Annotated in this window: 30 protein-coding genes and 1 pseudogene; 8 read left to right on the top strand and 23 right to left on the bottom strand. The window is 55.9% G+C overall.

Features of this window, described 5'->3' with window-relative positions:
• The first annotated feature begins 223 nt into the window (after positions 1–223).
• Positions 224–727 (top strand): DUF6886 family protein, encoded by a 504-nt coding sequence (locus G3578_RS18460; protein WP_165214674.1) that lies wholly within the window; start codon positions 224–226, stop codon positions 725–727.
• Between the two features lie 160 nt (positions 728–887).
• Here the strand turns inward: G3578_RS18460 and G3578_RS21020 are convergent, their stop codons facing one another.
• From G3578_RS21020 to G3578_RS21010, 3 genes are read right to left on the bottom strand one after another with little or no spacing between them, the layout of a single operon-like run.
• Positions 888–1595: a glutamine synthetase family protein gene (locus G3578_RS21020; RefSeq protein ID WP_241254713.1), complete on the bottom strand. Its 708-nt coding sequence runs from the start codon at positions 1593–1595 to the stop codon at positions 888–890.
• Positions 1592–1900: a type I glutamate--ammonia ligase gene (locus tag G3578_RS21015; RefSeq protein WP_241254712.1), complete on the bottom strand. Its 309-nt coding sequence runs from the start codon at positions 1898–1900 to the stop codon at positions 1592–1594. The genes G3578_RS21020 and G3578_RS21015 overlap by 4 nt, the downstream gene beginning before the upstream one ends.
• Entirely contained in the window at positions 1897–2109 is a 213-nt protein-coding gene (locus tag G3578_RS21010; protein WP_241254711.1) for a hypothetical protein, read from the bottom strand. Before G3578_RS21010 ends, G3578_RS21015 begins: the two co-directional genes overlap by 4 nt.
• A gap of 341 nt (positions 2110–2450) precedes the next feature.
• Between G3578_RS21010 and G3578_RS18450 the strand changes: the two genes are divergently transcribed.
• Positions 2451–2798 carry a carboxymuconolactone decarboxylase family protein gene (locus G3578_RS18450; protein WP_165214672.1) on the top strand — a complete coding sequence of 116 codons (348 nt, stop codon included), beginning with the start codon at positions 2451–2453 and terminating at the stop codon, positions 2796–2798.
• A 159-nt stretch (positions 2799–2957) separates the two neighbouring features.
• On the opposite strand, the gene G3578_RS18445 is transcribed toward G3578_RS18450, so the two are convergent.
• Entirely contained in the window at positions 2958–3461 is a 504-nt protein-coding gene (locus tag G3578_RS18445) for a hypothetical protein (RefSeq protein WP_165214670.1), read from the bottom strand.
• A 342-nt stretch (positions 3462–3803) separates the two neighbouring features.
• Between G3578_RS18445 and hutH the strand changes: the two genes are divergently transcribed.
• Both hutH and G3578_RS18435 read left to right on the top strand, forming a co-directional pair.
• The gene (hutH, locus tag G3578_RS18440; protein WP_165214668.1) at positions 3804–5309 is read left to right on the top strand and encodes a histidine ammonia-lyase; all 1506 of its coding nucleotides are present in this window, start codon (positions 3804–3806) and stop codon (positions 5307–5309) included.
• 130 nt (positions 5310–5439) lie between these two features.
• A complete protein-coding gene (locus G3578_RS18435) occupies positions 5440–5850 on the top strand; it encodes a thiol-disulfide oxidoreductase DCC family protein (RefSeq protein ID WP_165214666.1) in 411 nt (136 codons plus the stop codon).
• Positions 5851–5935: 85 nt separating this feature from the next.
• Here the strand turns inward: G3578_RS18435 and G3578_RS18430 are convergent, their stop codons facing one another.
• The 3 genes and pseudogenes from G3578_RS18430 to G3578_RS18420 all read right to left on the bottom strand — a co-directional run bounded on the left by G3578_RS18430 (position 5936) and on the right by G3578_RS18420 (position 8009).
• The gene (locus G3578_RS18430) at positions 5936–6445 is read right to left on the bottom strand and encodes an acyl-CoA thioesterase (RefSeq protein WP_165214665.1); all 510 of its coding nucleotides are present in this window, start codon (positions 6443–6445) and stop codon (positions 5936–5938) included.
• Positions 6446–6524: 79 nt separating this feature from the next.
• A pseudogene (locus G3578_RS18425) lies at positions 6525–6752 on the bottom strand (Rid family hydrolase); the annotation flags it as partial.
• A gap of 51 nt (positions 6753–6803) precedes the next feature.
• Positions 6804–8009, bottom strand: a complete 1206-nt coding sequence (locus G3578_RS18420; protein ID WP_165214663.1) for an aminotransferase-like domain-containing protein — start codon at positions 8007–8009, stop codon at positions 6804–6806.
• 237 nt (positions 8010–8246) lie between these two features.
• Between G3578_RS18420 and G3578_RS18415 the strand changes: the two genes are divergently transcribed.
• Together G3578_RS18415 and G3578_RS18410 are read left to right on the top strand one after the other, a co-directional pair.
• Positions 8247–9530 (top strand): sensor histidine kinase, encoded by a 1284-nt coding sequence (locus G3578_RS18415; RefSeq protein WP_165214661.1) that lies wholly within the window; start codon positions 8247–8249, stop codon positions 9528–9530.
• Positions 9527–10438, top strand: a complete 912-nt coding sequence (locus G3578_RS18410) for a DNA-binding domain-containing protein (protein ID WP_165214659.1) — start codon at positions 9527–9529, stop codon at positions 10436–10438. Before G3578_RS18415 ends, G3578_RS18410 begins: the two co-directional genes overlap by 4 nt.
• Positions 10439–10494: 56 nt before the next feature.
• On the opposite strand, the gene G3578_RS18405 is transcribed toward G3578_RS18410, so the two are convergent.
• The 6 genes from G3578_RS18405 to G3578_RS18380 form a co-directional block, all read right to left on the bottom strand.
• Complete coding sequence (locus G3578_RS18405) at positions 10495–11241, bottom strand: DUF3109 family protein (protein ID WP_165214657.1); 747 nt, start codon at positions 11239–11241, stop codon at positions 10495–10497.
• Complete coding sequence (locus G3578_RS18400; protein WP_165214654.1) at positions 11238–11555, bottom strand: hypothetical protein; 318 nt, start codon at positions 11553–11555, stop codon at positions 11238–11240. The genes G3578_RS18405 and G3578_RS18400 overlap by 4 nt, the downstream gene beginning before the upstream one ends.
• A 221-nt stretch (positions 11556–11776) precedes the next feature.
• Positions 11777–12442, bottom strand: coding sequence for a Type 1 glutamine amidotransferase-like domain-containing protein (locus G3578_RS18395; RefSeq protein WP_165214651.1), 666 nt, complete (start codon positions 12440–12442; stop codon positions 11777–11779).
• Positions 12443–12508: 66 nt separating this feature from the next.
• The gene (locus tag G3578_RS18390; protein WP_165214648.1) at positions 12509–12802 is read right to left on the bottom strand and encodes a 4a-hydroxytetrahydrobiopterin dehydratase; all 294 of its coding nucleotides are present in this window, start codon (positions 12800–12802) and stop codon (positions 12509–12511) included.
• Positions 12803–12899: 97 nt separating this feature from the next.
• Positions 12900–13637, bottom strand: a complete 738-nt coding sequence (locus tag G3578_RS18385; RefSeq protein ID WP_165214645.1) for a class I SAM-dependent methyltransferase — start codon at positions 13635–13637, stop codon at positions 12900–12902.
• Positions 13638–13698: 61 nt separating this feature from the next.
• Positions 13699–13893: a hypothetical protein gene (locus G3578_RS18380; RefSeq protein ID WP_165214642.1), complete on the bottom strand. Its 195-nt coding sequence runs from the start codon at positions 13891–13893 to the stop codon at positions 13699–13701.
• 104 nt (positions 13894–13997) lie between these two features.
• On the opposite strand from G3578_RS18380, the gene G3578_RS18375 reads away from it, so the two are divergent.
• On the top strand, positions 13998–14558 hold the full coding sequence (locus tag G3578_RS18375; RefSeq protein ID WP_165214639.1) for a biotin transporter BioY: 561 nt from the start codon (positions 13998–14000) through the stop codon (positions 14556–14558).
• A gap of 151 nt (positions 14559–14709) precedes the next feature.
• Here G3578_RS18375 and G3578_RS18370 read toward each other — a convergent pair whose 3' ends face one another.
• The 7 genes from G3578_RS18370 to G3578_RS18340 all read right to left on the bottom strand — a co-directional run bounded on the left by G3578_RS18370 (position 14710) and on the right by G3578_RS18340 (position 21724).
• Positions 14710–15852, bottom strand: a complete 1143-nt coding sequence (locus G3578_RS18370) for a M28 family peptidase (protein ID WP_165214636.1) — start codon at positions 15850–15852, stop codon at positions 14710–14712.
• Entirely contained in the window at positions 15849–16430 is a 582-nt protein-coding gene (locus G3578_RS18365; protein WP_165214633.1) for a hypothetical protein, read from the bottom strand. The genes G3578_RS18370 and G3578_RS18365 overlap by 4 nt, the downstream gene beginning before the upstream one ends.
• Before the next feature lie 36 nt (positions 16431–16466).
• Entirely contained in the window at positions 16467–17909 is a 1443-nt protein-coding gene (locus tag G3578_RS18360) for a YfcC family protein (protein WP_165214630.1), read from the bottom strand.
• The gene (locus tag G3578_RS18355) at positions 17906–19111 is read right to left on the bottom strand and encodes a M20 family metallopeptidase (RefSeq protein ID WP_165214627.1); all 1206 of its coding nucleotides are present in this window, start codon (positions 19109–19111) and stop codon (positions 17906–17908) included. Before G3578_RS18355 ends, G3578_RS18360 begins: the two co-directional genes overlap by 4 nt.
• A 191-nt stretch (positions 19112–19302) precedes the next feature.
• Positions 19303–20202 (bottom strand): LysR family transcriptional regulator, encoded by a 900-nt coding sequence (locus G3578_RS18350; protein ID WP_165214624.1) that lies wholly within the window; start codon positions 20200–20202, stop codon positions 19303–19305.
• 152 nt (positions 20203–20354) lie between these two features.
• Positions 20355–21041, bottom strand: coding sequence for a deoxynucleoside kinase (locus tag G3578_RS18345; RefSeq protein WP_165214621.1), 687 nt, complete (start codon positions 21039–21041; stop codon positions 20355–20357).
• A 47-nt stretch (positions 21042–21088) separates the two neighbouring features.
• A complete protein-coding gene (locus tag G3578_RS18340; RefSeq protein WP_165214618.1) occupies positions 21089–21724 on the bottom strand; it encodes a deoxynucleoside kinase in 636 nt (211 codons plus the stop codon).
• A gap of 189 nt (positions 21725–21913) precedes the next feature.
• On the opposite strand from G3578_RS18340, the gene cysK reads away from it, so the two are divergent.
• Complete coding sequence (cysK, locus tag G3578_RS18335) at positions 21914–22819, top strand: cysteine synthase A (protein WP_165214707.1); 906 nt, start codon at positions 21914–21916, stop codon at positions 22817–22819.
• A gap of 7 nt (positions 22820–22826) precedes the next feature.
• Here cysK and dpsA read toward each other — a convergent pair whose 3' ends face one another.
• The 3 genes from dpsA to thiD all read right to left on the bottom strand — a co-directional run bounded on the left by dpsA (position 22827) and on the right by thiD (position 24627).
• Entirely contained in the window at positions 22827–23369 is a 543-nt protein-coding gene (gene dpsA / locus G3578_RS18330; protein ID WP_165214615.1) for a DNA starvation/stationary phase protection protein DpsA, read from the bottom strand.
• A gap of 176 nt (positions 23370–23545) precedes the next feature.
• The gene (locus tag G3578_RS18325) at positions 23546–23761 is read right to left on the bottom strand and encodes a hypothetical protein (protein WP_165214612.1); all 216 of its coding nucleotides are present in this window, start codon (positions 23759–23761) and stop codon (positions 23546–23548) included.
• Positions 23762–23829: 68 nt separating this feature from the next.
• Positions 23830–24627, bottom strand: a complete 798-nt coding sequence (thiD, locus tag G3578_RS18320; protein ID WP_165214609.1) for a bifunctional hydroxymethylpyrimidine kinase/phosphomethylpyrimidine kinase — start codon at positions 24625–24627, stop codon at positions 23830–23832.
• Positions 24628–24707: the final 80 nt, after the last annotated feature.

The raw sequence follows: 24707 nt of genomic DNA, 5'->3' as shown, positions 1-24707 counted from the left end.
ATTGGGATAATTAATCAAATTTTCGGGTCGAATTTTCACTACATTTGTCCTATTACCGCAAATACAGTTATGATTGTATATATATACCAAAATTGGAACAATAGTTTGTTATCGACAAAATTTTACATATTTCTATCTAAAAAAGTTTTAAGGTATAATATTGCCTATCCTTGCGTTTGTTATCAACCAGAATTTTTACACTTTTTCTTCAAGGAGGCCCACCGTGCTTTACCATTTCAGCGAAGATCCGTCCATCACCCGTTTCGTCCCGCGACTGCATCCGTCCCACCCCGACCAGCCTCCGATGATCTGGGCGGTCGACGCTGATCACTCTCCCTTGTACTTCTTCCCGCGCGACTGTCCGCGCATCGCCTTCTGGCCAGGCGACACAACCTCGGACGAAGACCGCGCCCGCTATCGGCAGGAAACGGCCGCCCGAATGGTGATTGCGGTGGAGAGCCGCTGGCTGGAGCGCATTCAGGAGGCCCGGCTGTATCGGTACCACTTTTCCGCCGAGCCGTTTCATTGCTTTGATCAAGGCGCCGGTTATTATACTTCATACGTAACTGTTACCCCCCTCAAAGTCGAGCCGGTCGATAACCTGCTGCAGCGCTTGATTGACCATCAGGTCGAGCTGCGTGTAACCCCGTCTCTCTTCCCCCTGCGCGATTCCCTGCTGCGCTCGACGCTCCACTTCTCCATGATCCGCATGCGCAACGCCAAATAAAAAGCCCCGCCCCCCAGGGACGGGCATCCACCGGGTCTTGGGCTCACCGTGCAAAGGGCGGCTGTCTCCCCCATTCCGCTCCCTGCTCCCGTGATGATGCATTCCTTCTCTTCCAGACGCGTCAACGCGATTCCTTCCACTATGGGTTTACCGGATGGTTCTACCCCTGTTCGAAATAACGCGCCCGTTCCCAGTCGGTCACGGCCGCATCGAACACCCGCTGCTCCACCCGCGCCATGTTGGCGTAATGGCGGGCCACCTCCTCGCCAAACACCGCTTTGACCGCGGCGCTCTCCTGCCAGAGGGCAAGCGCCTCGTAGAGGGAGTGCGGGACGCGCGGCACCCCTTTGGCCGCATGAGCGTTGCCCTGCCATTCGTCCGGCAGGGGCAGCTTTTGTTCGATGCCGTACAGACCCGCCCCGATCATGGCGGCATACGCCAGGTAAGGATTGATATCCGCCCCGGGAATGCGGGACTCGATGCGCAGGCTTTTGTCCTCACCGACGATGCGGTAGCCGGACGTCCGGTTGTCCCGGCTCCAGACGATATGAACGGGGGCCCGGCTGCCGGTGGCGAAGCGTTTGTATGAATTGACGGTTGGGGCAAAAAACAGCACAAACTCCCGGGTATACGCGAGGACGCCCGCCAGGAAATGGCGCATCAGCTCCGACATCCCGTATGGCTCACCCGCCTGATCGTGGAACAGGTTGCGCTCGCCGTCCGCATCCCACAGGCTGACGTGCAGATGGCCGCTGGAACCCGTCCAATTGCGATGCGGCTTTGCCATGAAGGTGATGGCCGCTCCCCACTGCATGCAGATCTCCTTGGCCCCGTGCTTGAACAGGACGTGCCGGTCGGCGGTCGTCAACGCATCCGCGTATAGCCGTTTGCATAGAGCTCCTCGAACGTCTGCCGGAAGAGGTAAAATTCCAGTTCACTCGCCATCTTGAAGCGGTATCCCCGCGCTTCCGCTTTGTTGAGCTGCTCCTTCAGCACGATTCGCGGGGCGATCGGGATCATCCCACCCGTCTCTTCCTCCACGGCATCCGCCATCACAAGGGCCGTCTTTTCTAGCCAGGGAATGATGCGCAGCGTCGACCAGTCCGGTTGGGCGAGCCAGTCCCCACAGCCAATCTCCCATTCCGTCAGGGCGTAGCCGTCCAGTGTGGTCATCTCTCCATATCGGTCCCGAGCAGATAGGTGCGGAAATGGGTCCCTTTGGAAAATCCGCAGCGCTGGCAGTAGTCGGCGGTCAGGCGTTTGCCCATCAATCTGCCCTGCATGTCGACGATGGCGATGATGAGGGTATCGATCTCTCCCGTGCGCATGAAGTATTCCAGCTCTTCCACCGTGACCAGTCCGGAAGCCGGTTTGTTGTCCATCCTTTCTCCTCCTTTCCCGCTCACCCCCGCGGGGAAAACGTCCAATCTTCTGTCTCGTGGCCGGGTTGATCGCATCGATCGCTTTGCCAAGCGTATGGCGCTCACCGCCAGTCAAGAGATCGTTCCGTGCATCCGATGGCAGACGCCTCAACGCATCATCCCTCCCCCATGCCGTTGATTAGTACATTCTTCGGCAGTCCCTGACAAGCTATGCGAAATTTCGTCATGATCCCTAAGGGGGGGTTTTCCCAAGTACTTCCTCCCGATGACCAAGAAGTTTGCATATCCGTGCCGCGTCGATGGGAACCTAAGCGTGTAATCTGAACGACAGGAGGAGCAGCATGGCGGAACATCAGTTGGCTCAAGCATACCGGGAAGGCTTGGTGGCTTTCGGGCGTGTGATGCCGGAGATATATGATGCCTACACGCAATTTACCAATCTTTGTTTCCAACCCGGGGAACTGTCGGGCAAACAGAAGCACTTGATGGCCTTGGGTATCTCATTGTTTGCCGGGAATGAACACTGTATCGTTTATCACTTGGAGGGGGCGCTCCGGGAAGGCGCATCTGAGAAGGAGATTGCCGAAACCATTGCCGTCGCGGGGGCATTTGGGGGCGGAACCACTTTTTCGCACGGGGTGATCTTGGTCAATGAAGGATTGGAGGAGCACAGACAGCGCATGCAGTAACACAAGAAAGGGAAGGACAGCAGGCTTGGCGGAATCACCGGCCAAGCCTGTTTGCCTGAACAAGGATACACGCCGCCCGGTAGAGGTGCAGCGGGTCTTTTTCAGGAAAAACGACGAAGACGCCTACTCACGGGGAGCGGCGCCTTGCCATACAATACGTTAGTAGGAAGAGGAGGAATCACAACGGCAGCTGCTGCTGAAGGAGTCCCGGAAGCCTCCTGAACTGCTGCTGGTGAAGTCCCTGAATCCGCCTGAGCTGCTGCTGTACATACGATGGGTCGGGTAGCATTTGCTGTGATAATGGTGCGCGTGGTGCTTGTGGTGCAGATAATGCTTGTAATACATCCGGAACTTGCGACGATCGCCGCGATGCTTCTCGCATTTGTGCTTGTAGTATTTCATGCGTTCCAAATGGAAATGATATTTGTAAATATAAATTTCGACTCTTGGCACGCGGGCTGGGGGAATGATCGGCGCTGGCAGCGGCATCTCTTTCTTGGGGATCACAGGTGCCGGCAGGGGCATTGGTAACGGCATTTCCTTTTTCGGGGCGGGGTGCATGGGTGGAGGCGTGAAATGCGGCATCTCCTTCATGAACGGTGGAGCAGCCGGCGGCATCATCGGCATTGGCTGCGGGTGCATCCGATCCGGGCGTTTCTCCATATATGACACACTCCTTTCTGGTTACATGACACAGTACATGGTATGACATTTACCCGCCGTGAGAAACGACAGATGCCTATTTCCGCGAAAATACAGGTGCCCGTTTTTCTGATGCCCGCCTGCTATTGACTTCTCTCTGCATTGCACTACAATGGTAGGTATAGCATGAATGCACGGCACGCTGCCTTGCCGTGCAGCCAGAGCGGAAAGCGGGGACATCATGTATGCGACGGATCGGTCGGCATCGTCACAGGAACCATTCCATAAAGCGTACCAAGGGGTTAGGAAACATTTCCTAACCCCTTTCCTTTTGCTCTCTGTTCTGCTAAAGGAGGAAAATCCATGGAACATACACAGCAAACCATTTCTCTTGATGGCGAATCTCTCACCATTGAACAGGTGGCGGCCATTGCCCGCCACCATGCCCCTGTCGCGCTGACGCCGGAAGCCGTCCGCCGGGTGGAAGCGTCCCGGCAGATGGTGGAGAAGATGGTGGAGGAACAGAAGGTGGTGTATGGCATCACCACCGGTTTCGGCAAATTTTCAGACGTGGTCATCCCTCCCGACGAGGTCAGCCGTCTGCAGGAAAATCTGATCATGAGTCACGCCTGCGGCATGGGAGAGCCTTATCCGGCGGAGGTGGTCCGTGCCATGATGGCGCTGCGCATCAATGCGCTGGCCAAGGGATACTCCGGCATCCGCATGGAAACGCTGCAGCAGTTGATCGAGATGTGCAACCGGGGCGTCCACCCGGTCATCCCCGAGCAAGGCTCGCTCGGTGCAAGCGGCGATCTTGCCCCGTTGGCCCACATGGTGCTGGTCATGATCGGCAAAGGTGAGGCCGAGTACCAGGGAAAACGGATGGCCGGCAAAGATGCCCTTGCCGCGGCAGGTTTATCCCCGATCCAGTTGAAAGCGAAAGAGGGGCTTGCCCTGATCAATGGAACGCAGGCCATGACGGCCCTGCTCTGCCTGGCGCTGTATGACGCCCGTATCCTGCTGGAGAGCGCGGAGGTGATCGCGGCCATGACCGTGGAGGCGCTGCGCGGCATTCCCAAAGCCTATGACCCCCAGCTGCATCAGGTGCGCCCCCATCCCGGTCAACAGGAATCGGCCCGCCGTCTGCTGCAGCACCTTAAGGGCAGTGACAGAACCACCGACCAGGGCCAGCTGCGGGTACAGGATCCATACAGCCTGCGCTGCATCCCGCAGGTGCACGGGGCGACGCGCGATACCCTGGAGTACGTCTGGGCCGCAGTCACGCGCGAGTGCAACAGCGTCACAGACAATCCGGTGCTTTTCGCCGAGACGGGGGACGTCATCTCCGGCGGCAACTTCCATGGGCAGCCGATGGCGTTGGCCGCCGATTTTCTGGCGATTGCCGTCGCCGAGTTGGCCAATATCTCGGAGCGGCGGACAGAGCGGCTGGTTAATCCCCAGCTGAGCGGCCTGCCCGGTTTCCTGACGCCAAACGGCGGACTTCACTCCGGTTTCATGATTACCCAATACGTTGCCGCATCCATCGTCTCGGAAAACAAGGTGCTCTGCCACCCCGCCTCCGTCGACTCCATCCCCTCTTCCGCCAACCAGGAGGACCATGTCAGCATGGGGACGACGGCGGCCCGCAAACTGCGAACGGTGGTGGGCAATGTGCGCAAGGTGCTGGCCATCGAATACCTGGCGGCCGCCCAGGCGATCGACTTCACCGACGGAAAGCTGGGGGAAGGCACGCAGAAGGCCTACGACATCCTGCGCCGGGAGATCCCCCGGCTGGAGGCAGACCGAGAGATGCATTCCGACATGGCAAAAGCGGAAGAACTGCTCGCCAAAGGGCTGTTATGCTGGTAAGTGAGCGGCCGGATGAATGCCTCGATTGTTGCCGTCTGATGGAGGAGCGGTTCCTTTTCTGGTACACTTATGGTGAAGCGGCATCAGCAGAGACTCCTCTTCAGAACCAAGGAGAACAGGAGGGCAGATCATGAACCGGCAGCCCAGCATTCTGTTGTTTGACGGTGTATGCAACCTGTGCCATCAGGCCGTCCAGTTCATCATCCGCCGCGATCCGCATGGCCGCATTCACTTCGCTTCCCTGCAGTCGGAAGCCGGACGGCAGCTCCTGGAGCGCTACCACCTGCCCCAAACCTATCTGGATTCCATCGTGCTGGTTGACGACGGCAAGATATACACCCAATCCACGGCGGCGCTGCGCATCGCCCGCAAACTGCACGGCTGGTGGCCGGCGCTCTATCTGTTGATCCTGGTTCCCCGCTTCATCCGCGACCCCTTCTACAGGTGGGTGGCGCGCAACCGGTATAAATGGTTCGGAAAACGGGAAGCGTGCCTGCTGCCGACGCCAGAGCTGCGCAAACGCTTTTTGGACTGGCGCTGATCCTTCAGGCAGAGTTAGACGGAGTACCCGTTACAAATACAAAAGCTGCAGCGTCCCACCGCTGCAGCTTTTCCTTTCGTGTTCATCAGATCTCTTTTTTGATATTTAACCCGCGGATAAACAGCTCCGTGGCTGCCTTCCGCTCTTTCCGCATCGCTTTGCGCTCGGCGGCTGTTTCCGCGAGAAAACGCTCTTCCTCCGATTCCGGGATAACAGGGGGAACAGGGGTCGGGTGCCCGTCATCGTCCAAGGCGACAAACGTTAGAAAGGATGTGGCCGTCAAGGTCCGCTCCCCGGTTTTTAGGTTCTCGGAAATCACCTTGACAAACACCTCCATGGACGTCCTGCCCGTCGACGCCACATAGGCTTCGATGCAGACGGAATTCCCCATTTTGGCAGGCGAGAGGAAATCGATCGAGTCGATGGAGGCCGTCACCACGGGGCGGCGCGAGTGTCTCATCGCTGCAATGGCCGCCACCTCGTCGATGTAGGCCATCATCGTCCCGCCAAAAATGGTTCCATGGTTATTCGTGTCGCTCGGCAGGACCAACGAGGCTTGGACCGTTCTGGATTCACTGGCTTTTTTCGGGTTCATCTCCTGATGCTCCTTTGTCGTATGCTTTAACTCTTGATGCTCTCATCATATCATAAAGATACCCGATTTCCCTATCCAACTACAATCCTGCTCCATTTTCCCCGTCAATGATCGCCTCCGCTTCGATTTCCACCAGCAGGCGCGGGTCAATCAGCCCTTTGACTTCCACCATCGTCGCCACGGGGCGAATCTCACCGAAGAACTCCCCATGCGCTTTCCCGATCTCTTCCCAGCGGCTGATATCGGTGACGAACATGCGGGTGCGCACCACATCCGCCATGGTGGCGCCCAATTGGGCTGTGATATTCATGAGAAAAGGCCTGCTTCGGCATCGAAACAGGCCTGAACTGACGTTGGCTCAGCGGACGGCTTGCCCGCAGTAGGCATTGACTGCCCGGGCGAATCGCTCCACACCCAGCATCATGGTTTCCCGGTCGGCATGCGTGAAATTGATGCGGAGCGTGTTGCGTTTGGGCGTGTCGACATAGAACGGCGCTCCCGGAACAAAGGCGACCCCTTCCTTGACGGCATAGGGAAGCAGCTGCTCGGCGTCCACATCCTCGGGAAGCTCCACCCAGAAAAACATGCCGCCTTTGGGCGCATTCCAGGTGATCTCTTCCCACCCCTGCTGGGTCAGGAGATGATGCATCATCTCCTTGCGCTCGCGATACTCTTTCCGGATCTTGGCGATGTGGCTGTCCAGGTCAAAATGGGTAAGCAGCTCATGCAGCCCCATCTGATCCAGCGAGCTGGAATGGAGGTCGACGGCCTGCTTCGCCCGCACCATCGCCTGGATGATGTTCACATCGCCCATCGCCCAACCTGTGCGCACGGCCGGCGCGACGATCTTGGAGAAGGTGCTGGTGTAGACCACGGCCGATCCGTTCGGATGCTCATCCAGGGAGAAAATGGTGGGATAGGCAGCGGACGAGTCGTCAAACCGCAGCTCGCCGTACGGATCGTCTTCGAGAATCAGGACATTGTTCTCCCGGCAAATGCGCAAAAGCCCCAAACGGCGCTCCAGGCTCCACGCCTTCCCGGTCGGATTGGAAAAGGTGGGAACCACATAAACCATTTTGGGTCGGTATGCGGCGATCTTTGCCTGCAGATCGTCGAGATCCATGCCGTCCGCATCCGCCTCGACCCCGATCATGCGGACTCCCCGCGATTGGAACAGCTGAATGGCGGCCAGATAGCTGGGATTCTCCATCAGGACACAGTCGCCCGGATCCAGGTAAACGCGGCTCAGCAGATCGAGCACCTGCTGGGAGCCGGTGGTGAGGATCATGTTGTCCAGACCAACATGCATGTTCTTTTGCTTCATCCGGCCGATAATCCATTCTCTCAGCGGAATGTAGCCGTCAGTCAAGCCATATTGCAGCGCTTTCTTTTCTTGGGAAAAGACGCGATTGAACGCTTCTTTCATTTCCGCGACAGGGAAAAACTCCTCAGCCGGCAGACCGCCCGAAAACGAGATCACGGAACTGCCCTGCGTCAATTTGAGGATTTCGCGCACGGCCGACGATTTCAATGCATCCAAGGATTTCGAGAATGAATACTCCATCTTTCCGAGCCTCCCCCGGTGAACTATTATTCCTGTTGTACCACCTGCCGCATATGAAGTCCAATCTTTTGTAATTATCGCCCCGATAGGTTTCCCCTATAGTGCGGGACTCAAGCCGACAGCCCCACCGGGAAAACGGCTCTATTGAATCATCCCGGGAATCAAAGTATAATTTCAACGGCTGTTCTGCCAGAATGCCGTTTTTTCATCTTGTTTCAGGATGTGAGAGCATTCTCCATGATCGGAAAAATACGCTATCTGCTGTTTCTCTCGGTCTCCTGTGCGATTTTAAGCGAGTGGAAGCTTTCCCCGTTCGAAGATCAATTCCGGTTCAGCTTCGGGGCGGCGGTCTTCTTTTTCTTCCTGCTGTGGAACCGCAGCGTCCATCCGGTTCTGGCGGGGGCGTCGGTCGGCGGCGTGATCGTCCTGTTTCGCACCGGGATCAACTTGCTGGTCGAAAACGTCCATGGACACTTGCTCGATTTGATTCTTCAAAATGTTCCCCCATTCATGTATTATTTTTCGTTTTCCGTCTTTTTCTCTCTGTTCCGCCTTCAACGTTTTGCGGAACGGCCCGTTCTGCTCGGCATGCTCGGCACGCTTGTCGATGTGCTGTCCAACTCCTGTGAACTGCTAGCCCGTTTCCTGATGTACCATAGCATGGTCACCATCTCCAAATTTAATATGATCATCTATATCGCCATCTTCCGCAGCTATTTCGTCGTCGGCTTCCTCACGCTGCTGAATCTGAAGCAAAGCAAGATCGCGGAAGAAAAGATGCGGCAGCGAAACGAGGAGATGCTGCTGTTCATCTCGGATTTGTACGAAGAAACCATTCAGCTGCAGTCCTCGCTGCAGCACATCGAGGAGATTACCCATTCCGCCTATTTGCTGTATGATTATCTCAAGCAGAAGGATGATCGGGCGGAAGAAGCCCTGCGGCTGGTGGGCCAAATCCATGAGATCAAGAAAAACAACCAGCGCATTTACGCGGGCCTCAAAAAGCTGATCGACCAGGAGAAAAACTTCGACTACCTGAATATGAAAGAGCTGAGCGAGCTGGTCGTGCGCTCCAACGAGAAGTATGCCGGCATGCTGGGGAAACGAATTCACTTTGCGCTGGATGTGCAGCCCGACCAGTATGAGGTGCATGCGTTCACCCTGTTGTCGGTGATCAACAATCTGGTGGTCAACGCGGTGGAGGCCATCAAGGAAACCGGCACCATCACCCTGAAGGTGTACCGCCGCGAGGAACAGGTCCATATCTCGGTCATCGATGACGGTCCCGGCATCCCGCCCGCCAAGAAAGCGGTGATTTTCAATCCCGGCTATACCAACAAATTCGATCATTCCGGCAAACCTTCCACCGGCATCGGCCTCACCTATGTCAAACAGCTCGTGGAAAGCCTCGGCGGAATCATCGCGGTGGAATCCAGCGGCAGCAACCAGGGCGCGCAGTTTCTCGTACAGCTGCCCATGAAAACGATTTCAACAAGTGAAGGGAGGGAAGAACAGCGGTGAACATTTTTATTGTGGATGATGATGAAAGCACCCGCTACATGCTGCGGGAAATCATCGAGGACAATGACGTGGGCAGGGTTGTGGGAGAGGCGGACTGCGGCAGCAAAATCAATCATCATCTTCTCCAGTCCCTCAAAACGGATGTGCTGCTGATCGACCTGCTCATGCCCAAGTCGGACGGCATCGAAATCATCCATCAGCTGAAAAACAGCCCGTTCGACGGCATCATTATCATGATTTCACAGGTCAGCTCCAAGGAGATGATCTCCAAGGCATACCTCAGGGGCATCGAGTATTACATACTGAAACCGATCAACCAGATTGAAGTGCTCTCCATCCTGCGGAAGGTTTCCGAAAAGCTGCTGTTAAGGCGAACGGTGGATACCATCCAGCAATCGCTGCGTCTGGTGACCAGCTCCCGGCCGGTCCTGCAGCAGACGGCCGAAAAAGATAGCGCTTTCGTCACCATCGTGAAACATGTGCTGCATGATCTGGGGTTGACGGGGGAACCCGGATACCATGATCTGGTGGAAATCGTCAGCATCATGCGGGAGATGGACAACCATCGAACGCTGCCCCATGAGTCCCCGAAGCTGAAAGAGATCTACGCCTTGCTTGCGCTGCGCAGGCTCGGACTTTCGGAGGTCAACGCGCAGGTGAATCGGGAAATCAAGGCATGCGAGCAGCGGATCAGAAGAAGCATCACCCATTCCATCATCCATATCGCTTCGATCGGGCTCACGGACTTTTCCAACCCGCTGTTCGAAAAGTATGCGCCCAAATTCTTCGACTTCCAGGAAGTCCGCAGGGTGATGAAGGAACTGGAGAAAGACAGCCTGCAGATCAATCACATCTCCGTCAATACCAAAAAATTTATCCAGGCTCTCTATCTGGAGACCATCCTGTAGACAAGCCGCAAAACCCGACTCTGCTGCAACTCCCGGGTCTTGCGGCTTTTTCCCCGCTAGCCGGCGCAGATCTCCCGCACCGCGTCCGCCGTCTGTTCGCCGAAGGCATCCTGAATAAGCCGAAGCCCCCAGAGGTAGGCGGGCCGATACCCCTCGACGGCGAAGAGGTCGTCAGCCAGATGAGCGGCCGCCAGCCTGCGGGGCAAGCTGGCGCAATAGAACTGCTCCAGATAGTCGGTCCCCCAGCGGGAAAAAGTGGCGGTCTGGGCTGTCACCGCCGTGATCAGGACCCGGTCCCCCATCTCGATCATCTCCAACGGATACAGCTGGCAGCTGAGCGGTTTCAGCGCATAGAGATCCTGTCCGGTCGCCTCCGCATGGGCATGCAGGGCGCATCCGCGGCTGCCGTTGATCGCTGTGCAGTAGTAGCAGCTGCCCTCATGGAGCGGGATGCTCCCCAGGCGATTTCCCTGCTCCCAGATGCCGTGCTTTTCCGCTCTGGCGATCCTGCCAGGGTCCAGATAGCCGGTGAGCACCGCGGCGGCTTCCCGATCGATGAACGGGATCTGCCAGGCATCTACCGCATACGGCTGCCCACCCTCGCAGCAGGTCATGCCATGAACCTGCCGGCAGTGGAGGCAGTCCAGATGTAACGGCGTCCGCAGCGCCTCCCGGTCGATCAGGAAGGAACCGTAGCGAACCAGGTCGGCTTTCCGCCGCTTCACATATTTCATGCAGTGGTACGCCTCTTTTTCTCCCATCGGCTCCGGCGTGCCATAGTAGCGGCAGCTTCCCTTTTTCATCGCTCCAGAATCGCCTCTGCCTCCAACCCGAAGATCTGCAGTCGCCCTTCCGCGAATGCGCCCAGATCCGACTCTTCCGCCGGAATCTCCATCAAAATCTCCACTTCGTCTCCGTCCGCTTCGAACAGCAGGAAGAGATCCTTCTCGCCGAATTCGTTATCGGTCAAGCGGATCTCCGTCAACACCGCGCGAAAGGTGGTAACTTCCTCATCCTCGCTCTCCGTATCCCACTGGGTGAAGGTAATGCTCGCCTCCTGCCGGAGATATTCCCGTGTCAGCACATCCAACAGTTCATGATGTGTATTGAGATCCATGCCAGCTCCTCCTTGTCATGGCGGATGTCCATCCCGCCACTCCCATCGTACAGCCTTCCCGGGGAGGATGCAACGTTTCCGCTTCACCGGTTGATTCACGGTGCAAACCGGCATGATCTCCAACTGCCCTGCCAAAAAACAACCACCCCCCGTATGAAACGGGAAGTGGTCGTCCATTACCGGCGAGGACTTCTGTTCGCCTTGTGGATGATTCGGCAAAATTACGATGGATCCACTCGTTTCAAGACGCCCTTTTCCAGACTGTAAACGCCGTTGCCTTCCGTCGCTTCCAGCTGCCCGTTTCGGAAATAGAGACAGGCGTTTTCATCAATGCCATAATTGCTGTGGTTGGGAAATGTGCCGACTGCGCTGCGCAGATGAGCTTCATCATTCCATTGGGTAAAGTGTACCGCAATCAATACGTCAGACAACAGCCCCAATCCCTTTCTTAGCTGAAATTCGCCTTGTGCATTGTCGTTTGGGGAAATGATGCACCATTCAGGAATGATTAACGCCCCTGCCGAAAATCCTGCAATCGGGATGCCTGACTCATAGCTTTCCTTCAATGCATTGGAAATCGGCGTTTCCACAATATAATCAGCATACAAATTCGTATCGCCGCCACCGATGATGATGCCTGAACTGTTTTTTATGGCATCGATCGCTTTCTCCACAGGTGTAGAGGGAAGAGGCAAATAATTGAATGCTCTTAGGCCCCATTCTTCCAATGCTTGTGTATAGAGGGGGATAAATTGTTCCCAACCATCCCGCTCCACGAATAAAAGGACGACAGGCGCCTTTGTTTTTGACGCAGCTTCTACGAACTTTTTTGCCATATGTAAGGTGAACGGAGGAACGCCTCCAAAAAGGAACAGATGCTTATCCATATGCTCCCCCTTCTTTTTTGCAATCGATCGCGTTGGTTTGCATGAAAAAACCGCCTTTCCCGGCGGTCATGCAGACTGGGTCAACTTGTTGACCAGTTGGGCCAGCGCAAAATCCTTGCCGGTCAGCCCCTTCGCTTCTTTTGTCGACAGCGTAAAGGTAATGCTGTGTCCGACGATGCGCATCTCCAGGTGCTGATAATCCTGTTCCAGGTATTCCGCCACCTGGTTGATCAGCCGAATGACGGACCGGAAGTCTTCACATACGAATGTACGGGATAATGCCATTTGCTGATCGTCCAGCTTCCAGCCGGGAATCTTGCCAAGATTAAACTTCACCTGCTCCAGCGTCAGCCTGCTCATGTGAAATACCCCCCTTTGGCAAAGTGAACGGGATGCCTTACCACATCTTATTCACGATCACGGGGGGATAGTCACATGATTCTTGTCCATCCGATGCCTATTCTTTGACGGCAAAGAAAATCATCCGGGGCGATGTCAGCCGATCGTAACCGGCATAGGTGTAGTCACCAAAAAGCTGAATCTGGGAGAATCCGGCCCGTTCCAGCATGGCGGTCATCTCATCCGCTTCATACAGCCGTACCTGTTCCAGGTATTCGCGCGGCTCCGACGCTTCCGCATCCCGGACGCGGATGCGCTTTTTCACGCAGCCGCCCTCGATCCAGCGCGTCTCTTCGATGAAGAGTCCCTCGATCTCCTTGGTGGAGAAGGGAACCAGATGGGTCCTGACATAGGACGGATTCAGGTAGTCGATCACCACTTGGCCGCCCTGCTTCAACGCTTTTGCCATATTGGCCACGACCAGGGCATTCTCGTCATCCGTGGAAAAATAGCCAAAGCTCGTAAACAGGTTGACGACGATGTCAAATTCGTCCTCAAACGGGATGCGGCGCATGTCATGCTGGTAAAACGTGAGGTTGGGGTATGGATTCTGTTCGCTGGCGAGCTGCAGCAGAACGGAGGAAAGATCGACCCCCACCACTTCGTATCCCCGTTTGGCAAAGGCACGCGCGTGTCTCCCGCTGCCGCAGCAGAGGTCGAGGACGCGGCCAGCAGGCTTGATGGGCAGGCGGGCCAGCAGGTTGGCCACCTCTCTGTCGGCCGATTCCTCATCCCGGTGTTTGTAGACAAGCACGTAATCCTCGCGAAAACTGCGTTCAAACCACGCTTCTTCCATGCGGCAGTACTCTCCTTTGTCAAGTTGCTCCACCCATTATACCACAGGTTGTGCGCATGGCTTACGCTTTGAGCCGGTCGCTTACACCTGTGAAGAAGGAGAACAGGGTGTGGCAGGCCGCGCGCACGGAGACGACCGCCTTGCATCGTGAACGGCTCATCGCCCGCACATGCTTGGCGATGCTTGCTTTGGCCAGCTTGACATACGCTTCCGGATGGATATGGAGTTGACCCTGGCAGCGCGTTACCCGTTCCACTCTCTTTCGGGAAAGGGATGAGCCTGAAATCCTTGTTGACAGGGTGGATGCGAAAATGTTAACTTTTAGTCGTAATTCAGTTAACAATTAACGGAGGAATACGTATGCAAAATCAACGTTTGCGAGGACTTATTTTATCCGCCTTATTTGCCGCGGTCACCGCGATCCTGGCACAGGTGACCATTCCGCTGCCGCTTGTTCCCATTACCGGACAAACCCTGGCAGTCGGGCTGACCGCCACCATTCTGGGCAGCCGTCTCGGCACGCTGTCCATGGTGCTGTATGCCTTGCTCGGGGCGATCGGTTTACCGGTGTTTTCGGAAGCGTCCGGGGGCTTTCACGTGATCATCGGACCGACCGGCGGCTACATTCTCGGCTTTATCGTCACCGCCTATATTATCGGCCTGATGCTGGAGAAGACGCGCTTCACCTTCGTCATGGCGATGGCGGCCAATACGGTGGGCATGATCGTCACCCTGCTGATCGGCGTCGTGCAGTTGAAATTCGTGACCGCCATGCCCTGGGACAAGGCGTTTGCGGTCGGAGTCGCCCCCTTCATCGTCGTCGGCCTGATCAAGGCGGCCCTCGCCTCTGTCATCGGGGTGAAGGTGCGCCAGCGTCTGGCCCAGGCCCGCTTGCTGCCCGCAACTGCCGCAGCGGAATAACAACGCTGGGTGATGGTTCCTGCTCGCTCTCTTGACAACCGGCGAAGAGGTTGAACGTGTTCGCTGCGAAACACGACAGCGCGCAGGGGGCAAACATCCGGACAGCAAAACAACGGTTGCTTGAAGCAACCGTTGTTTTTTGTCTGCTCCTTCATGACGTGTTTTCCAACCGCTCTATCAATGCGCGGATCTCCTGAACCACCCGATTCCGCTGCCTGACAAAATAGGTTTTCCTGAACAGGAAGGTTTCGGGGGAAGTGTTGTTCCGATAGGTGTTCTTCACCTGATGCAAGCCGGGGAACGGTCTGAACGGAAACGTATTGTCATGGTCATAAGGGCTTGAATAGGAGAACATGAGCCGATTCAAACTGCCGCCCAGCTTTTTCAGCAGACGATTGTATGCATCCTGCTGTAACGAAAGCTTTTCGTGACGCTCCTGCCACTTTTCGACAAGGGCATCCATGGCCAGAAAGATTGGGCCAAAATCAAATTCTTCATCCGAATGCCGGTCTATTTCCCAGAGGAGCTGTTTTGCCTTTTCCAGAAAACCGACGATCCGGATCGGTAAAACCTCACGCTCGGCAAGGGCATGGATGAGGGCGACATGGAGTTTGGTATCCCGGTGGAGCAAATCCAGATCCACCTTGTCATACAAATCTTCCTCCGTATGCCACCACCATCCACCGGCGCAGCCGGGGCTGCATATCGGTGTGCCTTCCGGCGGTTCGTACTTGATGCCCAGATGAATGGGAATGTCCACACCCCAAAAAGATTGATCGGCTCCTCTTGGCAGATATGCCCATGTTGTCGGTTCCTCGCCGGTAATCCTTACGAAGAGATCCCGCAGAAATTCCGGATCTTCCATGCCGGTCGAGCGGGGCACCATCTTGATCCCGCCCCGTGTGCCGGGGAAGTCGACGTTGATGTGGGCCACGCAGTTTTGGTTAAGGTCTTGCCAATGATGGTCGCAATACCAGGCAGATCCCGCGTATCTGGCATTGGAATGTCCCGGCCACCACGCGATTTTGATCCCCCGCTTCAACTGACGGGAATAGCGGGCAAATACAATGGCAATCTCCAGGCATAAGGCATTGCCGACCGCATTGTCCGTTGCTCCCTTATGCCACGAATCGTAATGGCCGGACAGGAGAATGTACTCGTCTGTTTTACCTGGAATCGTAGCTACCGGCAAGCTTGCCGTTTTGATCCCCGTGCGCACTGCCGTTTTCACCAGGACATTGACCGGATGTTGTTTTACCTGCTCCAGCAGCCTGACGCCATCCTCGTGCGTCACGCCGACCACCGGAATGTTGGGCAGGGTATGCACGTTCTCGGGCGTTGGGGTTCCCCAGATCGGACGACGGTTTCCTCATGGATCAATGCCTCCGGAGTCGGCCAGATATGGATCAAGCCCTTTGCGCCCACCTGTTCCAGCTTCTGTACATAATCCTCGTAGTAGTTCCAGGAAAGGACCACTTTCCCTGCCAGTTTCCGCAGCCATTCTTCCTCTTCCCGCGGATTGAGCCCCTCCCCCCGGCTGTATGGGTCGTAGATGACTTCGCCGCTGATTCCGTCCGGGCAATGCTTGCAAAATGAGCGGGCCTTTGCGCGCAGCGAATATGGTTCGGGCGAGAGTACCTGCACCTCCCCGTGAATGGGGTCGCTGCAATACATCTCCAGCCGATGCCGCTCATGGTCGATCCCGTACGCGGACAGTTCCTCGATAATGGCGTCAACGGCACGTTCGGCTCCACTCTCTCCCGTCAACCGATCCCACTGGCACAATGCCTTCACATGTTTGTCCAACCGTTCGCGATCAACGGCTTGCAGCAGCGATTCCAATCCAGCGTGATCCGCATCCGATTTCCCCATGATTCCTTCACCTTCCTAGCGTCAACGATCTGCCGGTTAATAGGCAATCAGGTTGGCGATGATGACAAAGACGGCGCCGGTAGTCACCCAGACAAGCATGAGCGGCCAGATGAATTTCACCCATTGCTGGTAGGTAATTCCCGATACGGCCAGGCTCCCCATCAATGCAGACGACGTGGGGAGAATCATGTTGGTGAAACCGTCCCCCATCTGGAATGCAAACACAGCGGTTTGCCGGGTGATGCCGAGCAGATCGGCCAGGGGCACCATGATCGGCATCGTGGTGGCAGCCAGTCCCGTACCCGAGGTGATGAAGACGTTCATAATGGTTTGGAAGAAGTACATGCCCAGCACCTGGATCGAACCGGGCAGATGGCCGACTGCATTGGACAAGGTGAAAACGATCGTGTCAATCACGTTTCCCTGTTCCAGCACAATCAGAATGGAACGGGCGATCCCGATGATAAAGGCCCCGAATGTGATGGCGCTCGCCCCTTTGACGAACTCACTGGCAATCCGGCTCGGACCAAAGCCGGCACAAAATCCGGACACCACGCCCATGGTAAGGAACAGGGCGGACAATTCTTCCATCCACCAGTCTTTTTGGGAAACGCCCCAGATCAGGAGCGCAAAGCTGGCGACAATGGTCAACACCGTCAGAATATGCTTGACTTCCAGTCCCGGAAGCTGGGTCAGATCCAATTTCGCTTCGGAGGACTCTCCTTCCAGATTGTGGACGATGCTTTTCGACGGGTCATTTTTCACCTTGCGCGCATAACGGATCAGGTACCAGCTGGTAATCACGAGGAGGACAAGCAGCAGCAGCGCGCGCATCCACATGCCGGAAAACATCGGAACTTCCGCGATCACCTGCGCGATCCCCACGTTAAACGGATTCATCAAGCCGGATGTAAAGCCGATCGAAGCGCCGAGCGACACCATCGCCGTTCCCGTTAACGCATCGTATCCAAGCGATCGGGCAATCGCAATGCCCAACGGTACGAACACCATCACTTCCGACGACATGCCCATCGTGAAACCGCCGATGGAGAACAGGGCCAAAAACACGGGGATAACCAAAATCCCCCGTTTGGAAAAGGCCCGTGCCACTCTGCCCGTGACAGCTTCGATGGTTCCGGTTGCGGTAATCACCTGGAATGCCCCGCCGATGATAAAAATGAAGAAAACGATGTCACTGGAATCAATCAGGCCCTGCACAATCGCTTTCGGGACTTCAACCAGACTGATTGGATCCGCCTCAACCGGATGATAGGAATTCGGTACCACCAGCTTCTTTCCCGAAGCGGGGTCCTTCGCTCTTTCAAATTCGCCGGCAGGCACCAGATAGGTAAGCGCCGTCGCGATGAGGGTCAGAATCACCAACAGGACGAAGGTGTGAGGGATCTTGAAGTATCTCCGCCAAAAGGATGTCGGTTTGTTGGTACCGGCTGCCAAGGGGGTTGGAGAATGTGCATTCATGATACGGCCTCCTCGTCTCTTTTTTTCTTCCAGTCCTCGAATTCTTTCCGAACCTGGTGAAACGCATCCGGGTCGGTGCATAGATCATACGCAGTCATCGCCAGCGCTTTTGCAGCGCGATTCAGCCCGATCAAGCCATTCTCGGAAGCGGCCGCGGCGGTAAACTCCGGCGTATGGGTGCCGGCCTCCGTAATTTTGATGTAGGGATGGATGGTAGCCGTCACCTGGCTCACATTGCCGATATCGGAGGAACCGATTCCCCCCTTGCTCGGCGGTTCGCTGACCTCGATTCCCATGGACTCCAGATTGCGCGCAAACAAAGAGGCAAGCGCTTTGTTGCTGTTTCTTTCCGCGTACACAAGGCCTTCCTTGATTTCCGCCCGCGCCCCTACCGCCTGGGCGGAAAGCATGACCGCCTTGTACACTTTTTCGGTCAGCTCGCGCAGCTCCCGGACGGTGGTCGCCCGGATGATAAATTTGGCCTCGCAGTAGTCCGGAACGATATTGGGCGCATCTCCCCCTTTGGTGATAATCCCGTGAATCCGCACGTCTTCCTTGCAAAACTGGCGCAGAGAATTGATGGCAACAAAGGCATTGATCAACGCATCCAGGGCGCTGATGCCTTTTTCCGGTGCGGAAGACGCATGGGCCTGCTTGCCATAGAAGCTGAAGGTAGCGTCAACGCAAGCCAACGCGCCGCGAAGCACCATCGTTCGATTGTGCGGGTGGCACAGCATGGCCACATCCACGCTGTCGAAAACGCCCTGTTCGCACATGATGATCTTGCCGCCGCCATCCTCCTCGGCCGGTGTGCCAAGTACCACAATCCGACCGGGCAGCTCGGGAACCGCATCTTTTAAGGAGAGAGCCGCCCCCACCGCCGCGGTTCCGATCAAATTATGGCCGCAGGCATGACCGATTTCCGGCAGGGCATCATACTCGGCGAGCAAGGCGATCGTGGGTCCGCCCGCTCTTCCTTCCCAGGTGGCGCGAAAAGCGGTTTCAAGACCGGCAATGCCTCGTTCCACGGCAAATCCAGCCTCCTGAAGGGGGGCCGTCAGCCACTCTGCCGCTTTTTTCTCGTGAAAGCTGAGCTCCGGGTTGGCGTGAATGGCCAGGGCGATCTCGCGCAGTTGGGCGTCACGCTGATCCACGGCCTGCTGAATGCGGAGCTTGTCTGAAGAAATGTGTTCCTTGCTCATGAAAAAGCCTCCTGATGGCACGTCTAAATATTCCAAAAATTACTGATGGCTTCATTGTATGGCTTATGCTTCTATAAGTAAAATTGAAAAATTTTAGCTCTAAACTATAAAATTTTTTATAGGTTTTGTAAAAAAAGTCGCACCCCGAAAAGGTCATCTCCACTCCCTTGTCTTTTGGCACGGGAAGCCGTCTATATCTGAAAATCGCAGCTCTTCATGAACTGCACGAACCGATCCACCACCGTGAACTGCAAGGTTGCCTCCCTGTAAAGCATCCACGTCCTGCGCTTGATCGGTTGACCGTTCTTCAATGTCAGATCGACGGTATGCAAGCCTTCATTCGGTCTGACAAACACGCTTGGGATGATGGTATACCCCAATCCGTACTTCACCATTTCCTTGCAGGTCTCATAGCTATCCACCTGCATGGTGATCGTGGGTGGCTCCCGGTATCTTTCATGCCACCATTGGTCGATAGCGTGGCTCAGCGAAAAGGACATCTGATCCCCCATCTTTAAAGTGAGCTTGGGTGGCCGATAGTTAATCCTCGGCAAGTACGGCAGCGCTTCCAGATCCAGCTCCTCCGACGACACCAGGCAGATATTTTCCTCCTGAATCAAGTGTTTTTGATCCAGCCATTGAAACTCTCCCCGAATAATGCCCACCTGTATCTCATCCTGCAGCAGCAAGTCAAAGATTTCCGAGCTGAAGCCGGTATCCACGTGAATTTGCACTTTGGGATACAGCTTCAGAAAGTTCTTGATCAGCAAAGGAAGTTTGTACTGGCCAAAATAGATGGAAGCCCCGATCCGGAGCGTTCCCTGCACTTCCGTCTGCATATTGACGATATGGTCTTTGATCTCACGCAACTCGGCCAGCATTTTGTAGGCGCAGGTAATGAGGTACTCTCCTTCCGGGGTAAACCGGAAGCCTTTTCCGTTTTTCACGATGAGAGGCACTCCAAACCGTTTCTCCAACTGCTGCAGGCGATAGGTCAGCGCTGGCTGCGTCATGTACATACGCTCCGCCGCTCGCGTCAGGCTCTTTTCCTTGTGGAGTGCTTGCAGCATCAGCCAATCCTTTTCGTCCATTTGTATACCCCTCTTTCCGCGCTTTCATGATGAACAATTTTTTCAGAATAGACTAACAGATGTCGGCCAATGCGTCTACATCCTTATAATTCTACCGTCAAAAAAATGCAGCCTTGCTCAAAGAAAGCAGGCTGCATGTCCTTTTCTTGCAATCAGCGGCGCACCGCGCGCACGAGATGAATTTTTTCCGCGAGGCGGGGAAGGATGATCTCCACCGAGCTTTCATCTTCCACGCAGTCGTATTCGTTGATGTTGATCCGCAGCACCGGGCAGGCCGTAAACGAATTGATCCAGCGCTCATACCGCTGGTAGAGATCCTCCCAGTAGGAGATCGGGGTCTGCTGCTCCATGGGGCGTCCCCGTTCTTTGACCCGCTGGATGATTTCCTCGAAGCTGCCCTCCAGATAGACCAGGACGTCCGGATGCGGGAAATACGGCGTCATCACCATGGCTTCGAACAGCTGGGTATAGGTTTCATAATCCTCATCGCTCATGTGCCCCTGTTCATGCAGCATCTTGGCGAATATGCCGGTATCCTCATAAATGGAGCGATCCTGGACAAAACCGCCCCCATATTCAAACATGCGTTTCTGCTCCTTGAAACGCTCCGCCAGAAAATAGATTTGCAGATGAAAGCTCCAGCGGGAAAAATCGTCATAAAAGCGGCTCAAATACGGGTTGTTGTCCACTTTTTCAATGGAGACCCGAAAGCCCAGCAGGTCGGCCAGCGCACGCGTAAAGGTGGATTTCCCCACGCCAACCGTACCGCCGATGGTAATCACGGCATTGTGCGGAATGCCGTATTTTTCACGAAGATGGCTGTTTTTGAAATCTGTCATGAAACCATTTACCCCTTACCTGTTAACTGAATGTCCACATCTTTCCGTTACTTGCAGGCAGCGTTCGGCAGAAACGGTTCGATCCGGTCCAGCACGAAGCGCAGGTCTTCGGGATGATGCACATAATCAAGATGATCGCAATCAAACATCAAGACGGGCACTTCCGGATGGCGCAGTTGGAATTGGTGCATGAACTCATGGTAATCGGCGATCAGATTCTCCATGTAGCGAACGTCCATGTTGCGTTCGACATCGCGATCGCGCAGCGCGATCCGTTTCATCACGGTATCGATGGAGGCGGTCAGGTAGACGACCAGATTGGCTGGCGGGATGTCGTGGGTCAAGATGTCGTAGATCTGCAAATATTTCGGCAGGTTTTCCTCATCCAGCGTCCGTTTGGCGAAGATCGTATTCTTAAAGATATTATAGTCGGAAACGACGGAGATGCCTTTGGCCAGATACTGTTTGCGGATATCCTGCAGCTGCTTGTAGCGGTTGCACAGGAAAAACATCTCCAGCTGAAAGCTCCATTCCGACATATTCTCATAAAATTTGCCGAGGAACGGGTTCTCGTACACGATCTCCTCCAGCAGCTGCAAGCCGTATGTACGGCTGATCGCGTGCGCCAAGGAGGTTTTCCCGATGCCGATGGGCCCTTCCACGGTGATAAACACAGGCTTCATGGTGATGTGCGATCCTCCCCCAACGATGTAGAGCGAATTTAATTGTAACACGCTTGTACCGGTTTGTCGAAATGATTCGAGGGAAGTCGATCAAAAAGTTTTGCTAAACCGTCAATTCCGATATGGTATAATGGAATAACTGCCAACTTCCTCAGTAAAGGAGCGTTTTGCGTGCGTGTCGTTACTCATATGGGCGAGCTGATCGGGCAGACGCCGGTCGTGCGGCTGCGCCGCCTCGTCACCTCCGAGATGGCCGAGATTTTCGTCAAGTTGGAAAAGTTTAATCCGAGCGGCAGCGTCAAAGACCGGGCCGCCTATCATATGCTCGTGGAAGCGGAAGCCGCCGGGCTGCTGCAGCCGGGTGCCACCATCATCGAACCGACCAGCGGCAATACCGGCATCGGCCTCGCCATGGCCGCCGCCGTGAAGGGATACCGCGCGATCATCATCATGCCGGATACGATGACACGGGAGCGGATACAGCTGTTGAAAGCATATGGCGCCGAAGTCGTCCTGACGCCCGGTGCGGAAAGGATGCCCGGCGCCATCCGCAAGGCAAAGGAACTGCTCGGCCAAATTCCGGGCAGCTTCATGCCGATGCAGTTTGAAAACGAAGCAAACCCCCGGATTCACCGCATGACGACCGCCCAGGAGATCCTGCGGCAGATGGACGGCAAGCTGGACGGATTCGTTGCCACCGCCGGAACAGGCGGCACCATCACCGGTACCGGCGAAGTGCTGCGCCAGCATCTGCCGCATCTGCATATCGCCGTCGTCGAACCGGCCGGCTCCCCCGTTCTGTCGGGCGGTTCCCCCGGCCCGCACAAGGTGGTGGGCACCAGTCCGGGTTTTATTCCGCCCATCCTGAACCGTTCGATCTATGACGAAATCATCCAGATTACCGACGAACAGGCGCTGGAGACCACGAGACAGCTCGCCAGCAAGGAAGGCATCCTGGTGGGGCCTTCCTCCGGGGCGTCCGTCTACGCCGCCCTGCAGGTGGCCCGCAAGCTGGGGCCCCACAAAAAAGTGCTCGCCATGTGCGCGGACAGTGGCGAGCGGTATTTGTCGATGACGGAACTGTTCGGGTCGTGATCAGGCCCTAATGTGTCCGGGTGGTTAAGGTGTCTTCCCCCAGCAGATGCTCCAGATGATGGACATCAAATTCCATCGTCTGCAGCTGGTGTTTCAGCATGGTCTCCGTCGTGAAATCGCCGGCCTGGGCGGCAAGCTGGATCAGATCGCGAAAACGGGCGATGATCTGCTGGTAGGCGCGCATGTCGTTGGTCAGCATCGTGCGCAGGTCCAGCACACCCTCCTCTTCCGGGGAGAACACGCACATCTCCTGCTGCTTGCGCGGGCTTGAAATCGGATAAGCCCCCAACACGGTGATGCGCTCCGCCACCTCATCCGCGATCTTCAACTGCCGGGCGGCGAACTCATCCAGCAGGACATGAAGATCCCGAAAGCTCGGCCCTTCCACGACCCAGTGGTGCTTTTTGAGCTGATGGTACAGCGTATACACACTGCCCAATGCCACATTGAGCGCATCGCTCATTTGTTTTGCGTGCATCCTGTCGAGTCCGACAGGATTTTCCTTTACCTCGCCGATTTTGTGGAGCAGCATCTGCTGCGTGCCCAGCATGCGGTTCACCTCTTTTTTTTCTTGATTCCTGCCTATTATGCGCGCAGGCAAAGGGCTCGATACGCATGAAAAAAAAGCGATCATTCTCCCGGTTGTGACCACAAAAATCCCCCTTGCCGCAGCATTTCCGCAAAGGTCGACGGTCAAGAGGGGAATATGGAGGGGTGGGCAGGCGTTCAGCCGTCACGCAGCTGTTTCTTGCAGCGGGAAAGAAGCGATATCGCCCGTTCCTTCTGCTCTTGGGGAACCTGCAGGGTATAGAGGAAAACGGAGCGTCTCGCCCTGCCGGACAATTTCACGCGAATGCCCTGGTGTTCCAGATATTTGCGGCATTCATGCGCCGCCCTTGGCAATCCGTAAGATTCGTGGATGGTAACCCATTTTGTCCACATGGCTGGTACCGCCTTTACTGCCTTCTTACTTCATACATAAGCAGCAGGTGGGCGTTTGGTTCTTCGTTTCAGGAGGAAATCTCCGCCCAGTGATTGGTGGGCCCGTGCCCGCTTCCCAGCTGCGGAGCCGTTTGGATGGCCGCGACAATGAAGCGCTGCGCCCGCTCCACCGCTTGGAGCAGTGCCGTCCCTTTGGCCAGCTCGGCCGTCAATGCCGCGGAAAACGTGCAGCCGGTGCCGTGTGTGTTTTGGGTGTGGATGCGCCGATGCGGAAACAGGTGGTATTGCTGCCCGTCGTAGAAAAGATCGACAAGGTCATCGCTGTCCAGATGCCCCCCTTTGACCATCACATGCCGGGCCCCCATCGCATGGATCCGTTTGGCTGCTTCCTTCATCTCCGGCAAGCCGGCGATGGTCATGCCCGTCAAGCATTCCGCTTCCGGCAGGTTGGGCGTCACCACCTGGGCAAGGGGCAGCAGGTGCCGCTTGAGGGCCTCGATGGCATCATCGCGCAACAGTTTGGCCCCGCCTTTGGCGACCATCACCGGGTCAACCACCACCTGCGTCACGCGATGGGCCCGTATTTTCTCCGCGACCGTTTCGATGATCTCGGCACTGAACAGCATGCCGGTTTTCAGCGCATCGGTGCCGATATCGCGGAGAACCTCCTCCATCTGGGCAGCGGTCGCCTCGGCCGGCAGCGGGTATACCGCCGCCACCCCCAGCGTATTCTGCGCGGTGATCGCCGTGATGGCGCTCATGCCATAAACGCCGAAGCGGTGGAATGTTTTCAAATCTGCCTGGATGCCTGCGCCGCCGCCGCTGTCCGATCCGGCCACGGTCAGCGCCCGTGCCAATGCTCCCATCCTGTTAGGCTCCTTTCCCATGTCGTTTTGTCACAATCCGGTTACAAGTATAACACCTGTCCGTTCCGTTCGGTATACTA

This window comes from Brevibacillus sp. SYP-B805, assembly GCF_011059135.1.
GTDB lineage: Bacteria > Bacillota > Bacilli > Brevibacillales > Brevibacillaceae > Brevibacillus_F.
The sequence above is the reverse complement of the archived record's forward strand: the minus strand, read 5'-3'. Positions and strand labels throughout refer to the sequence as shown.